Below are 12,566 nucleotides of genomic sequence, written 5' to 3' on the forward strand. Positions count from 1 at the left end.
TGCCATGAGCGGACGCTGGTTGTCCATAATCGGAATCGGCGAAGACGGGCGTTCGGGGTTGAGCGCGGCGGCGCTTTGCCTCGTCGATGGAGCTGATCTTATCATCGGCGGGCGTCGACATCTTGATTTGATTGGCGACACGCGCGGTGAAAAAGCGGAATGGGAAAAACCGCTCGAAGCTACTGCCACGACGATCCTGGCGCGGCGCGGTTCGCCGGTTGTGGTGCTCGTTTCCGGCGATCCGTTCTGGTTTGGTGCTGGCGCGACGCTCGCGCGGTCCATTCCGCTTGATGAGATGCTGGTGGTGTCGTCGCCGTCGAGCTTTTCAATTGCGGCAGCGCGGCTCGGCTGGCCGCTGCAAGAGGTGACAACGCTCGGTCTCAATATGCCTGGGTACACGCCTCTCGTCCGTCGCCATGTGCATCATGGGCGCCGCATTCTCGCGTTGGCGCTGAATAGCACTACAGCAGGCGAAATCGCGGCATTGCTGACGACGGCTGGGTTTGGACACAGCGAGATGATCGTGATGGAGGCGCTTGGCGGCAGCCGCGAGCGCATCCGACGGGCGACCGCCGATACTTTTGATTTTACGAGCGTCGATCCTTTGAACATCATCGGTATCAAAGTGGTCGCCGGGCCGGATGCGCAGGCGATCCCCTTCACGAGCGGGTTGCCTGACAGCTATTTCGAGAATGACGGACAGTTGACGAAACGTGAAGTCCGCTCGGTTACGCTGTCGTCGCTGAGACCTGGAGCGGGCGAATTGCTGTGGGACGTCGGCGCAGGAAGCGGTTCGATCGGGATCGAGTGGATGCTCGCACATCCGTCGAACCGGGCGATCGGCATCGAGCGTGATGAAGCGCGCGCGGCACGGGCTATGCGCAACGCGGTCGCGCTGGGTGTACCGCATCTTGGGATCGAGATTGGAGCGGCACCGGATGCGCTTCGAGAATTAGCGGAGCCGGATGCCATTTTCATTGGCTGCGGCACGGCGGGAGGCGCGGTTATCGAAGCGTGCTGGGCGGCGCTGAAGCCGGGCGGCCGGATCGTCGCAAATGCCGTCACGATTGAATCCGAGCTTGGCCTGCTCGCTGCCTATCATGGACATGGTGGAACGTTGACGCGCTTGAGCGTTGAACGCGCCGAGCCGGTCGGATCGCGCACGACGTGGCGTCCGGCATTGCCGATCATGCAGTGGGTGGCGCAAAAGCCTGCAGGTGCCTCATGATCGCGATCGGCATCGGTGCCAATAGCCGTGCGGAGCAACGAGACTTTGCAGCGGCTTTGAATGATGCGCGGCAGCGCGCGGGAGGCGCTGACGTAGTTGCAACGTCTGAGGCAGCGGCTTTTGCCTCTCATGTGCGGGAGGCGGCGCAACAGGCGTCGCTTGCCTATCGTGCAGTTACGATTGACAGCATGCGCGCACGAAATGGGGACTGTCTGACGCGCTCCGAGCGATCGCTTTCGCTGTTCGGCGTTGCCTCGATCGCGGAAGCGGCGGCCCTCGCCGGTGCTGGGCCTGGATCGCGGTTGATCGCGCCGCGGCGGACAGTCGGTCATGTCACGATTGCGGCGGCGCAATCGGCGGACGAACGGGAGCAGGGGACATGACCGTGCATTTCATCGGTGCGGGTCCGGGAGCCGCCGATCTCATCACCGTTCGTGGGCGCGATCTCATCGCAAAATGTCCGGTCTGCCTTTACGCCGGATCGCTTGTGTCTCAAGCGCTGCTGACGCATTGCCCGCCCGGCGCCGAGATCGTCGATACGGCTCCGATGACGCTCGACGAAATCATGGCGCGTATCGAGTTGGCGACGCGCGAAGGCAAGGACGTCGCGCGACTGCATTCGGGCGATCTCTCGATCTGGAGTGCACTCGGCGAGCAGTTGCGGCGGCTCGACCAACTCGGGATCTCCTATACGATTACCCCCGGCGTGCCGTCGTTTGCGGCTGCTGCGTCGGTGCTTGGTCGGGAGCTGACGTTACCTGAAGTGGCGCAATCCGTTGTGTTGACGCGCACGTCGGGGCGGGCGTCGTCGATGCCGGAAACGGAGCAGCTCGAAGCTTTCGCCGCAACGCGCGCGACGCTGGCGGTACATCTTTCCATTCATGCGATTGCGGATGTCGTGCGCCGTTTGCTGCCCTTCTACGGCCCCGATTGTCCGGCGGCCGTCGTCTATCGCGCGACGTGGCCGGACGAGCAGGTTATTCGCGGCACGCTTGGGACGATTGCGGCTAAGACAGCCGAAGCAGGTCCGGAGCGCACGGCGTTGATCCTGGTCGGCGACGCGTTGGGGCGGGACGATTTTCGCGAGAGCGCACTTTACAGCGTCGATTATCGGCGTCGGTTCCGAGGCGGGGTGTCATGAGCGAAGCTCGGACGCTGCCGCCCGGCATTATGATCGCGGCGCCGCGTTCGGGCTCCGGCAAGACGACGGTGACGCTCGGCCTGCTGCGGGCTTTGCAGCGGCGCGGGCTGCGGGTGCAGCCGTTCAAGTGCGGGCCGGATTACATCGACCCAGCTTTTCATGCCGTCGCAGCAGGGCGGTCGTCGTACAATGTCGATAGCTGGGCAATGCGGCCGGATCATGCCGCGTACATCCTATCGGATGCGTCGCAAGGCGCCGATATCGTCGTTTGCGAGGCGTTGATGGGGCTGTTCGATGGGGTGTCGCGGCCGGGTCTTTGGGGCAACGGCGCCAGTGCCGATATCGCTGCCGCCACGGGATGGCCTGTCGTGCTCGTCCTCGATATCTCGGGCCAATCGCAGACTGCTGCTGCGGTGGCGCGAGGATTTCAGGGCTATCGCGATGGCGTGACAATCGCGGCAGTGATTTTGAATAGGGCAGGCAGCCCGCGCCACATTCGCTTTGCGACGGACGCGCTCGAACGCGTCGGATTGCCGGTCGCAGGTGCACTGCCGCGCGAAACGGGTGTCGTGCTGCCCGAGCGGCACCTGGGTCTTGTCCAGGCCGAGGAGACGGCGGAACTGGACAGCCGTCTCGATGCGCTGGCGGATTTCATCGAAGCACATGTCGATCTCGATAAGATCATGGGCTGCGCATTTCGCGGACGTATGGAAGCGGGTGAGCCAAGGCCGGTGCCGCCGCCTGGACAACGGATTGCACTCGCCCGCGATGCGGCCTTCTCATTTGTTTATCCGCACGTGCTGGCGGGCTGGCGGTCCGCAGGTGCCGAGATCCTGCCCTTTTCACCGCTCGCGGACGAAGCGCCCGACGCGAGTGCCGACGTGGTCTGGCTACCCGGCGGGTATCCGGAGCTGCACGCGGGGGCGATCGCGAGTGCCCGGCGGTTTAAGGCAGCGATTTTCGAATTTGCGCAGTCACGTCCCGTTCATGGAGAGTGTGGTGGGTACATGGTGCTCGGCGCGGGATTGATCGATGCTGACGGCGAGCGGCACGAGATGCTCGGCCTTTTGGGGTTGGAAACATCTTTTGCAGTGCGAAAAATGAACCTCGGGTATCGACGAGCCGAGCTCGTTGCGCCGTGCCCTTTGGGGGCTCCGGGCGATATCCTGATGGGGCACGAGTTTCATTATTCGTGCGTTCTTGCGTCTCCGGACGCGCCGCTTTTCAAACTGGAGAATTCCGACGGAGAAGCGCTGCAAAATGGGGGGAGCCGCCGCGGCTTTGCAACGGGATCCTTTTTTCACTTTATCGATAGATAGGCTACCGTTTCGCGGTCGTGTCGGGCTATATTTTTCGGTGAAGCTGCGCACCTCGGAATTCGCGCAATTCAATAGGTTACCGCGGGGGCGGAACTTTTCGGATCGTCATGCATTTAGGTCTGGAAGGTTCGTCGGGAACCCGGAGTACGAGCGAAAGTTACCACGGAATCCGTCAATAAGGTCTTTGTACGATGGGCACTGGCAGTGACCCCAAGCGGGGGGATTCAGTCACAATGCAGGCACCCTTACCGGTCGAGCTGCAGGGCCAGATTGGCCAGCGGTTGCGGGAGGCTTATATCGAACTCATCAATGAGCCGGTTCCTGATCGGTTTGTCGCGCTGTTGCAGAAATTGAAGCAGCGGGAGGATCAAGGGCAAGGAGGCCAGTCGTGACCAAGACCGACGACGACCTGCAGGCTCTGTTGATCAGTGCAGTGCCGAATCTTCGCGCGTTCGCGAATTCCCTGTGCGGGGATCCGACGCGCGCGGATGATCTCGTGCAGGACACGCTCGTTAAAGCATGGTCGAATTTGGAAGGTTTCGAGCGCGGATCGAACCTAAAAGCCTGGCTTTTCACCATTTTGCGCAACACCTATTTCTCAGAGCTTCGCAAGCGCCGCCGTGAGGTGGAGGACGCCGATGGGGCGCTGGCGGAACGTATGTCGGTGATGCCGGAGCAGCAGGTCCATATGGACCTCGTCGATTTCAAGAAGGCTTTCGGCAGTTTGAGCGATGATCAGAAGGAAGTGCTGCTGCTGGTCGGAGCCGAGGGCTTTTCGTATGAGGAAGCCGCAGAGATCACCAATGCGGCGGTCGGAACGGTCAAGAGCCGGGTCAATCGCGCACGTGTCGCGCTGAACAAGGCTCTTGGTTTCGAAGACGGTGAGAATTTCAATCCGAATGGAGAATTCGTCGGCATCACTCGGGCTGTCAGTCGAGGGTGAGTTGGACGGACGAAACGACTGAACGAAAGATGATCGCGTGCCGAACGCGCCGTTGTCTTCTTGCCAATTACGAGCTTACGAGGTGAACAATGTCGATTGCCGAATCTATTGCTCCCCACCTTCCCTATCTCCGCCGATATGCCCGCTCGCTGACCGGCAGTCAGGCTTCAGGCGATAACTATGTAGCGGCCGTTCTGGAAGCACTGATTGCCGATTCCGACGCATTCGATAAGTCGATTGCACCGCGTGTGGCGCTCTATCGAGCTTTCACGAAGGTCTGGAATTCGCTCGCCGTCAATCATACGGCGGAAGAAGTCTCGCACGACAAGCCGCTGCCGGAGCGCCGTCTTGAGTCGATCACGCCGCTGCCGCGGCAGGCATTCCTGCTGGTCTCTGTGGAAGGTTTTTCAACCGCCGAGGCTGCGCAGGTTCTCGACGTGACGCCCGCGCATGTGACAGAACTGCTGCAAATGGCCGGTGCCGAAATTGCAGAGCAGCTTTCGGCCGACGTTCTCATCATCGAGGACGAGCCGCTGATCGCCATGGATCTCGAAGCGCTGGTGGTCGATATCGGCCATCGCGTTCAGGGCGTCGCCCGCACGCATCAGGAGGCGGTCGAAGAGGTTGCGAGGAAAGCGCCCTCGTTGGTGCTTGCTGATATCCACCTTGCCGATGGCAGTTCAGGCCTCGAAGCGGTCAACGAAATTCTCGAGACCATCAGTGTGCCGGTGATCTTCATCACGGCGTTCCCGGAACGCCTGCTGACCGGCACCAAGCCTGAGCCCGTGTTCCTGATTACGAAGCCGTTCGAGCCTGCCGTCGTCAAGGCGATGATCAGCCAGTCGCTGTTCTTCGGCTTGAAATCGAAAAAGGCCGGACAGCGCGCGGCCTGATATAGCGACTTCAGGCTTTAGAACTTTCGGGCGCGGACAAAGAATTGTTCCGCGCCCGATTGTTTGTTCGCGCCTGAAAAGCGAGGCTTGGATTATTTCGACGAGTTGTTCGTCTCCGAGCCCGAAACGGAATTTTTGGCGTGATCTCCCATTTTTTCCATCGCCGACTTTTCAGTCCACGTATAGCTCGGGGCATTCGTCAGCGTTTCCTTGGTCGCGTCGACGGTGGCGATACGGCGGCCGTTCTTCTCGGTGAATGACAGCTCGTTGTAGGGAATGCCGACGTTCTTTTCACCGACACCGAGAAAACCGCCGACGCCGATAACGGCCGTGCTGATCATTCCGGTATTGTCGAGGACGAGATAGTTGATGTCGCCAAGCTTGTCGCCGGCGTTATTCTCAACTGGAAGTCCAATGACGCTCGCGGTGCTTTGTTCGCCTCCGCCCTGCGTCGCCACGAATGACAGAGCCGATGCCGATGTCGTCGCCGCGACCGGAGCGATTGCCAGCCCGGCGACGAGCATGGTGCGATAGATATTTGCTTTTTTCATTTCGCTCTCCCTGACGTTCCTATCTGGTCAATCTTGCGCTCGTCGTTTTTGTTCCGATTTTCGCGGGCACTTGGCCTTTCTACGGGAGATCAAAAAAAGCGGCCGAAGACGCTCGGCCGCAGAAAATCAACACAGGGACATTATTGCTAGACAGGCGACAGCCAGTCGTCGACTTCCTTGCGGATCTGAGCTTTGTCGTAGCCGTAAAGCTCCTGCAGTTTGCCTTCGAGCTTCTCACGCCAGCGGGCGACGATTTGAAGATCGTCATCTGTCAGCTTGCCCATTGCTCCTTGGCTTTGCCGGTGAACTGTATCCAGTTTTCTTGGATGCGGTTCCCGTCCATTTGCGAATCCTTTCAGTCGGCCTGACGACTTTTTGATCAAACCCGGCGGACGAAGTTGGCAATGAGCGACACGACAAACAGAACGATCGCCACCCAGAAGATCATGCGTGCGCCTTCCATTGCGGTACCGGCCAGGCCGCCAAATCCGAAAGCGGCGGCGACAAGCGCGACGATCAGGAATACGATCGCGTAGTGCAGAAGATTTCCCATCCAGATCTCCGATCGGTTTAATCTGATATCCCGAATGGCGATCTAACGTGCACACCAAGCTCGCAGTTCCGGCGACTTTGCGGGCAGTCCACGGTACGAGGGTCGTAAAACTAGGGTTCGCGATGGGTTGGAATGGACCAAAGATGTAGAGTTCGCGCCGCTCGGGGGAAAGCGGTCGCGAACTCTCATCGGAAGCGCCGCGCCCCTGGGCCACGGGGGGAGTGGGAGGGAGTGTGGGACGCGGTCACATGGAACAAACGCGCCGTCCTGCAGGCAGTTCCCCAAAAAGCCACCGACACGGATTACAAGTCTGAGAGGTCTGCTAGGGCGGGGATTGGTGTAGCATGTGGGATGCCGATTCAGCCGCGTTTACCGAAGCTGTAGTGTGCCGGTGGGCGGGCGCGCGCAAATCATGATAACTTAAAAAGATTAGATCTCGCGGGGGAAAGGTGTGGATGTCGTAGCATTCCAGGAGAAGTCCTGGATATGCTGCACTTGTTATGGTTGGTTTCAACATATTTCGGAACGTCTCGTTGTTTCCTACCTGGAACGCGACTCGAACGCTGCTCATCTGGATAGTGATCGCCGTGTTGTCAGGGATGACGGCGATCGTCGCATGGCAGTGGATGGTCAAGTCCGCCGACGAGGTTACACATACACAGCTCGTCCAGCAGGAACTGACCAAGTGGCTCAGCGCTACGCAAGATCTCGAAAACGGGCAGCTTGGCTATCTGCTGACGAAGGACGAAAGCTATCTGAAGCCCTATCAATCGGCGAAGGGCGCCGTCTCGCTCATCCATAATAACCTCGTCCGTCTGGTCGCTGGTAACGTTGGGCAGATCGCGGTGATCGAGTCGATACACCAGACGATCAAAGAGCGGCTTGAGGTTCTCGATAAGAACATGGCCGCTGCGGGTAAGGGCGGTGATGTGTCGCCTCGCCCGTTCGGCGCCGATGAGTTCGGCGGCAAAATCATGGAGCGGTTGCGAAGCCAGATAGCAGCCGCAAAGCAGCAAGAGCAGATGCTCTATCGCAGGGAACTCAAGCAATTCCGCCGGCAAAGTTCATGGCTTCTCGGCGCGATGCTGGCCACGCTTCTGGCGTGCGCGGCGCTAGCTCTTGTGGCTATGATCCGCGAGCGCCAGCGGGTGGCTGCTCTTGAGCTTACGGCTCTGACCTTGACGTCGGCGAATAGGTCTCTCGAACAGCGCGTAAGGTCGCGTACGGAAGAACTGGCCATCGAGCGCGACCGGGCGGAAGCGGAGCGGGAGCGTGCTGAAGCACTGCTGCGTGACGTTACGCATAGGATCGGCAACACACTGGCGCTGGTCGTCGGCTTCATCAATTTGCATATTCGGCATACGACGGACCCAAAATCCCTGAAGACGCTGATCGGGGCGCGCGACCGCATCCATGCCATCGCCAGCGCGCAGCGGCGTATTAACGTCGTCAACGATCTGGAGCTTGTGCGAATCGATACGCTGATCCAGGCCGTGCTCGATGATGTTGTTGAAGCCGCAGGAGAAGACCGTATTGCGCTGATGGTCGACGTGCCGCCGTTGCTTGCATCGGCGCAGGTTGCGACGTCGCTGTGCGTGCTGACGCAGGAGTTCGTGGTGAATTCCTTCAAGCATGCTTTCGGTGAGAGCGGGTCGGGGTGCGTCAACGTTCTCTTGAAACGGAAGGGTGAGAGTGGCGCAGAACTCGTCGTTGAGGACGATGGCATTGGTGTCGGCGGCGGTGCCGTAGTCTCATCCACCGCAGATCATGACGGAGCGGTACAACACTCCGAGGGGCTCGGAACCAAAATCGCTGCGTTGCTGACGCGACAGTTTTCCGGAACGATTTCTTACGAAACCATGCGTCCAGGAACAGACAAACCCGGAACGCGTGTCATCGTTACCCTGACCGATCTCGTTCTCTCCGACCCCCAGCAACTGACATCGCCGCAGCACGAAGGGCGTCCGCCGTCAGCGTAGGCGACGGTCGTGATCGAGGAAAATGTTTCACAAACGTGTGCCGCGTGCGCCAAGTCAGCAGGCGACTTTCCAGCGGGCTGCGTAGGCCGGGGAAAGATGTAGCGAACGGGGCTTCGGACGTGCCGAGTGGCCCGTTTTGATGCAGTCCGCGACGAAAGAAATCGCCGACTTCACGGCCTGCTCGGAAAGCGGCTTTACGAGCACCCCGCAGGCCGCAGAGAAGTCTTCAGGAACGCGGCCGGGATTGGACGTCGTGAAGATGACGGTCGCCTGCCATGCTTCACTTAGGTGACGTGCCACGGTCGTCCCCGTCGCTCCATCGCTGAGGTGGAGGTCGACCAGAGCGAGATCGCACAACGACGTTTCAGCAAGCTTCAGTGCGCCGCGCGATGATCCCGCAATGCCAACGACCTCGTGGCCGAGATCCTTGACGATGGTTTCGAGTTCGTCGGCCAGTATCGGTTCATCTTCGGTGATCAGGACGTTCATCGTTTTCCCCGCAGTACAGACGATGCCCGATTACGATTCCACCGAAATGGGGCCGGGCAGCGTCTGTGATTCCGGAAACGTGGCGAACCGAAGAAGGTTCCACATGTGTGACGCGCGCAACGTACGACTGTGTCTTTTTGCTTAACTTCGGTCCGTGGTAGCCGCCGTCTTCAGACGGAGGGTTCAGCTTCGCGACCGCCGCGCACTCCGACGTTTGCCAGTGGGCCTGTCAAAGTCCACTTGAAGCCGTCGATGCCGGCGGCGGCATGGACCGATAGTTTCAGGCCTTGGGTCGAGAATCTTTCCACGACGGATCGGCCGTAACCTCTTGGTCCGTCTACGAGAAATGGTGGACCTCCGGATTCGTGCCAGATGATCTCGATGGTTTCGGCGTCTGGAAAGCTCCATGATAGATGGACTTCCCCCTTTGCGGATGAAAGCGCGCCGTGCTCGACCGCATTGAGTGCAAGTTCCGTCAGGACCATGCCAAATGACTGTGCAGCTTCCGGAGTCAATGACACCGGCGGCCCAGAGACACTGATGCGATCAGCGTCGGTTCGTGCGACGGCGCCGATTTCGGCTGAGGCCAGAGTTGCGAGATCGACACATTGCCAGTCGGAGGCGACAATCAGATCTTGCGATGCAGAAAGACCGGCGACCCGCAATGTGAAGTCTTTCAAATGCGATTTGACGTCGACGGCATCGCGTGCCGTCAGACGGGCCATGGCCAGGATCAGCGCCAGAAGGTTTTTCGAGCGGTGGGAAACTTCGCGCAGTAGTGCGTCTGTGCGCGTAAGGCTGACCTTCAGGTCCGTAACGTCATATGCAACTCCAGATAACACAGAGATCTTTCCACGCGCTATTTTCGTTGCGGCGCCGCGGAGGGCGATCCAGCGGCCTTCACCGTCCAGACGTCGTACGCGGACCTCGACGGCGAGCGGCGTCATGTTCTCAAGAGAGGCCGAAATTGCGCTGAGCAGGGGGCGGCGGTCACTCGGTTCGACAAGTCGCAGCAGGCGATGGGCGAGCTGATCGCCATTTACCGCGTGACCGAATATCCGAGCGATTTCGGCGTCCCAGTGGATCGCGCCTGACCGGAGGTCCCATTCCCAAAGGCCGACGTTGCCGGCTTTCAATGCCGCGCGCGCGCGATCATCGGCTGCTGGGATGGACATCAGGCCAGATCTCGTTTTTGACGGGCGATCAATTGACGATGGCATGCGGGGAGCTTGGGCCAAATCCGAGTTCGATTCTTCTATTACGCTCCGTGTTAACAGTGTCGCTCCGGTAAACGAAGCAATGGCGAGCAAAGAAGAAATCGCCACGAAGGTCATCCAGTTGCGCCGAGTGTGAAGTTCTATGGATCGGGATGGAACCCCAGCCGCGATTTTCCAGCCGAATTGCGACGTATCGGCGAACGCTTCGACGAGGGACGGGTTGTCTGCCGCCCCGGAATAGGACGCATTGAGAGGCTTGCCGTTGACCTCGGCGTAAACTTGGCCATCGCCGCCGACGATGGAAATCGACCACGGACCGTCCGAGACGAAATTCTTCAATGTTGCGGCGAGATAGGCCGACGGAATGCGCGCTTGGAGCACGACAGGAGGCGCGGCTTTATCGGTCGATGCGATCCAGATGTTCACTCCGCCCTTCGCTGCCATGCCGTACGGTGTGATCTGGGGCGCAAGGGTCGCTAGGGCGGCGGCAGCTGCGCTGCGCGCGGGTGCGTCAAGCGCGGCGATGGCGGCATCGGCGCCGCTTGTTGGAGATAGCAGATCGAGGTTGGCCGCGCGATTGAAGACGAGAATCCCGTTACGGCCAAGTTCCGATTTCAGATGGTCGTAAACGCTTTCCGAAGCTTCCGCCGGAGGGCTCGCGAGCTCCTTAAGGCTCGAAACGAGGCTTGCCATGCGTTCATCGAAATAGGACGCTGCCAGCAACGCCCGGCTTTCGGCGGACTGATGGAGAATGCTCAATTCGCGTGCATGGAGCTGGTTCAGCAGATATGCGGCGAACGTCAGCGACGGCAGAAGGATACCGAGGCAAAGCGCGTAAGCGAGCAGGCGGGACGGCTCTCTTGGAAAGAGGAAGTGCGGCAGCATTCGAGCGAGATGAGGTCTGAAGAACCTCTGCAAAAGATTATTGTTCACAATCCGTTTCTTATCGTGTTCATGGTTCGCCAAACCCTGCAGTCAGATGAAAATGCCTAATTGTCTCAATGGTTCCCACTTGCGCTTTGGACCTATTCTGAGCGTTATCCATCTTGCCACGGGGTTACCAAGATGTCGCCGTCGGCGGACGCCACGATTGTGACACAAGATCGGTCGAACTCTGCGCCGGGCAAGATGTTTGGGGATCGATGATCAGCGCGCGACTCCGCCTGAGACTGCTTTGGCTGACGCTTTTCGCGTTCGGCGTTCAGATGGCTGTTGCCGACTTTCATCATCACATTTCGCGCGGTACGGGCATTGAATCCCGGGCGATGACGGCGGGCATGTGCCGTCCGTCAAATGACCACCCTTGCGCGCCTCACCAGCATGATCACGACGGTTGCATTCTGTGTTGGGCAACGGCAATAGCGGCGACGTCGCTCACGCCGGTTTCATTCGACATGCCGTTGCCGGCAGTCGCGCATGGTATTCGGCTCCAAGCCGACGAACCGCAGACGGTCAGCCTCGCACGGCTGACTGAAGTGCGTGCACGGGGACCGCCGCCCATCGCACTCGGCTGACGCCGACTCTGCAGGGCGCACGTGCGCGCTGCGAACTGCTTTCCTTTTTTGATTCAATTGCCGGTCAGGCACGATGGCACCAGAGCCTCGGTTCATGCCGGCTAGCGCGGCGCATGCGCGGCATGCCGCAACTCATCACCCGTTGGAGATTTTCATGATCACCGCTTCAACAGCCAGATCGACAATCGCGTCCTTGGCCATTCTCGTGTCACTGCCCGTCCTCGCAGACCAGGCAGAGCATCGCCAGCTCGGACCGCATGTGCACGGTCAGGGTACGCTCGATATCGCCATCGAAGGCAACAAGATCGAGATGGAGCTTGTTGCCCCCGGCATGGACATTGTCGGGTTCGAGCACGTCGCAACGACGGATGAGCAGAAGGCGAAGGTCGAGAAAGCCAAGGCGCAGCTCGCAGATGTACTGAATGTCTTCAAGCTGCCGTCCGCTGCAAAGTGCAAGACCGACACGGCGAATGTCGAAAGCCGCAAGGAAACACATCATCCGGGCGAAAAGGATGATGACGACGACAAGCCGGGCGAGCCGCAGCATTCAGAGTTTCACGCGACTTACACCATCACGTGCGAGGCGCCGGAAAGCGTCACGGGCTTGGAAACAGCATACTTCACCGACTTTGCAGGTGGTCAGCTGCTGAATGTCAACGTCACGACGCCGAAAGGGCAGACGCAGGCGCAGATGACGCGCGAAAAGCCGACGCTCGATCTCACGGGCGTGATGTAAGCG

15 protein-coding genes are annotated in these 12,566 nt (G+C 59.8%); 10 read left to right on the forward strand and 5 right to left on the reverse strand.

Annotated elements, in window-relative coordinates; translation table 11 throughout:
• The first annotated feature begins 4 nt into the window (after positions 1 to 4).
• The 7 genes from cbiE to RLW41_RS14140 all read left to right on the forward strand — a co-directional run bounded on the left by cbiE (position 5) and on the right by RLW41_RS14140 (position 5,524).
• Complete coding sequence (gene cbiE, locus RLW41_RS14110) at positions 5 to 1,228, forward strand: precorrin-6y C5,15-methyltransferase (decarboxylating) subunit CbiE (RefSeq protein WP_414461878.1); 1,224 nt, start codon at positions 5 to 7, stop codon at positions 1,226 to 1,228.
• Positions 1,225 to 1,611, forward strand: coding sequence for a cobalamin biosynthesis protein (locus RLW41_RS14115; protein WP_409562306.1), 387 nt, complete (start codon positions 1,225 to 1,227; stop codon positions 1,609 to 1,611). Before cbiE ends, RLW41_RS14115 begins: the two co-directional genes overlap by 4 nt.
• Positions 1,608 to 2,369, forward strand: a complete 762-nt coding sequence (cobM, locus tag RLW41_RS14120; RefSeq protein WP_414461879.1) for a precorrin-4 C(11)-methyltransferase — start codon at positions 1,608 to 1,610, stop codon at positions 2,367 to 2,369. Before RLW41_RS14115 ends, cobM begins: the two co-directional genes overlap by 4 nt.
• Entirely contained in the window at positions 2,366 to 3,688 is a 1,323-nt protein-coding gene (locus RLW41_RS14125; RefSeq protein WP_414461880.1) for a cobyrinate a,c-diamide synthase, read from the forward strand. The genes cobM and RLW41_RS14125 overlap by 4 nt, the downstream gene beginning before the upstream one ends.
• Positions 3,689 to 3,921: 233 nt before the next feature.
• Positions 3,922 to 4,080 (forward strand): NepR family anti-sigma factor, encoded by a 159-nt coding sequence (locus RLW41_RS14130; RefSeq protein WP_244420968.1) that lies wholly within the window; start codon positions 3,922 to 3,924, stop codon positions 4,078 to 4,080.
• Complete coding sequence (locus tag RLW41_RS14135) at positions 4,077 to 4,631, forward strand: sigma-70 family RNA polymerase sigma factor (RefSeq protein ID WP_013946342.1); 555 nt, start codon at positions 4,077 to 4,079, stop codon at positions 4,629 to 4,631. Before RLW41_RS14130 ends, RLW41_RS14135 begins: the two co-directional genes overlap by 4 nt.
• A gap of 89 nt (positions 4,632 to 4,720) precedes the next feature.
• A complete protein-coding gene (locus RLW41_RS14140) occupies positions 4,721 to 5,524 on the forward strand; it encodes a response regulator (RefSeq protein ID WP_409562309.1) in 804 nt (267 codons plus the stop codon).
• Positions 5,525 to 5,616: 92 nt separating this feature from the next.
• On the opposite strand, the gene RLW41_RS14145 is transcribed toward RLW41_RS14140, so the two are convergent.
• The 3 genes from RLW41_RS14145 to RLW41_RS14155 all read right to left on the reverse strand — a co-directional run bounded on the left by RLW41_RS14145 (position 5,617) and on the right by RLW41_RS14155 (position 6,628).
• Entirely contained in the window at positions 5,617 to 6,075 is a 459-nt protein-coding gene (locus RLW41_RS14145; protein ID WP_414461881.1) for a PRC-barrel domain-containing protein, read from the reverse strand.
• Positions 6,076 to 6,221: 146 nt separating this feature from the next.
• Positions 6,222 to 6,359 carry a hypothetical protein gene (locus RLW41_RS14150; RefSeq protein WP_414461882.1) on the reverse strand — a complete coding sequence of 46 codons (138 nt, stop codon included), beginning with the start codon at positions 6,357 to 6,359 and terminating at the stop codon, positions 6,222 to 6,224.
• 95 nt (positions 6,360 to 6,454) lie between these two features.
• On the reverse strand, positions 6,455 to 6,628 hold the full coding sequence (locus tag RLW41_RS14155; protein ID WP_414461883.1) for a DUF1328 domain-containing protein: 174 nt from the start codon (positions 6,626 to 6,628) through the stop codon (positions 6,455 to 6,457).
• Positions 6,629 to 7,227: 599 nt separating this feature from the next.
• On the opposite strand from RLW41_RS14155, the gene RLW41_RS14160 reads away from it, so the two are divergent.
• Positions 7,228 to 8,607: a CHASE3 domain-containing protein gene (locus tag RLW41_RS14160; protein WP_414461884.1), complete on the forward strand. Its 1,380-nt coding sequence runs from the start codon at positions 7,228 to 7,230 to the stop codon at positions 8,605 to 8,607.
• Between the two features lie 54 nt (positions 8,608 to 8,661).
• Here the strand turns inward: RLW41_RS14160 and RLW41_RS14165 are convergent, their stop codons facing one another.
• Complete coding sequence (locus RLW41_RS14165; protein WP_414461885.1) at positions 8,662 to 9,096, reverse strand: response regulator; 435 nt, start codon at positions 9,094 to 9,096, stop codon at positions 8,662 to 8,664.
• A gap of 170 nt (positions 9,097 to 9,266) precedes the next feature.
• Positions 9,267 to 11,246 carry a sensor histidine kinase gene (locus RLW41_RS14170; RefSeq protein WP_414461886.1) on the reverse strand — a complete coding sequence of 660 codons (1,980 nt, stop codon included), beginning with the start codon at positions 11,244 to 11,246 and terminating at the stop codon, positions 9,267 to 9,269.
• 209 nt (positions 11,247 to 11,455) lie between these two features.
• Between RLW41_RS14170 and RLW41_RS14175 the strand changes: the two genes are divergently transcribed.
• A complete protein-coding gene (locus tag RLW41_RS14175) occupies positions 11,456 to 11,827 on the forward strand; it encodes a hypothetical protein (protein WP_414461887.1) in 372 nt (123 codons plus the stop codon).
• 154 nt (positions 11,828 to 11,981) lie between these two features.
• Entirely contained in the window at positions 11,982 to 12,563 is a 582-nt protein-coding gene (locus RLW41_RS14180) for a DUF2796 domain-containing protein (protein WP_414461888.1), read from the forward strand.
• Positions 12,564 to 12,566: the final 3 nt, after the last annotated feature.

Origin of the sequence: Hyphomicrobium sp. DY-1 (assembly GCF_047497105.1) — a bacterium.
Taxonomy (GTDB): domain Bacteria; phylum Pseudomonadota; class Alphaproteobacteria; order Rhizobiales; family Hyphomicrobiaceae; genus Hyphomicrobium_B.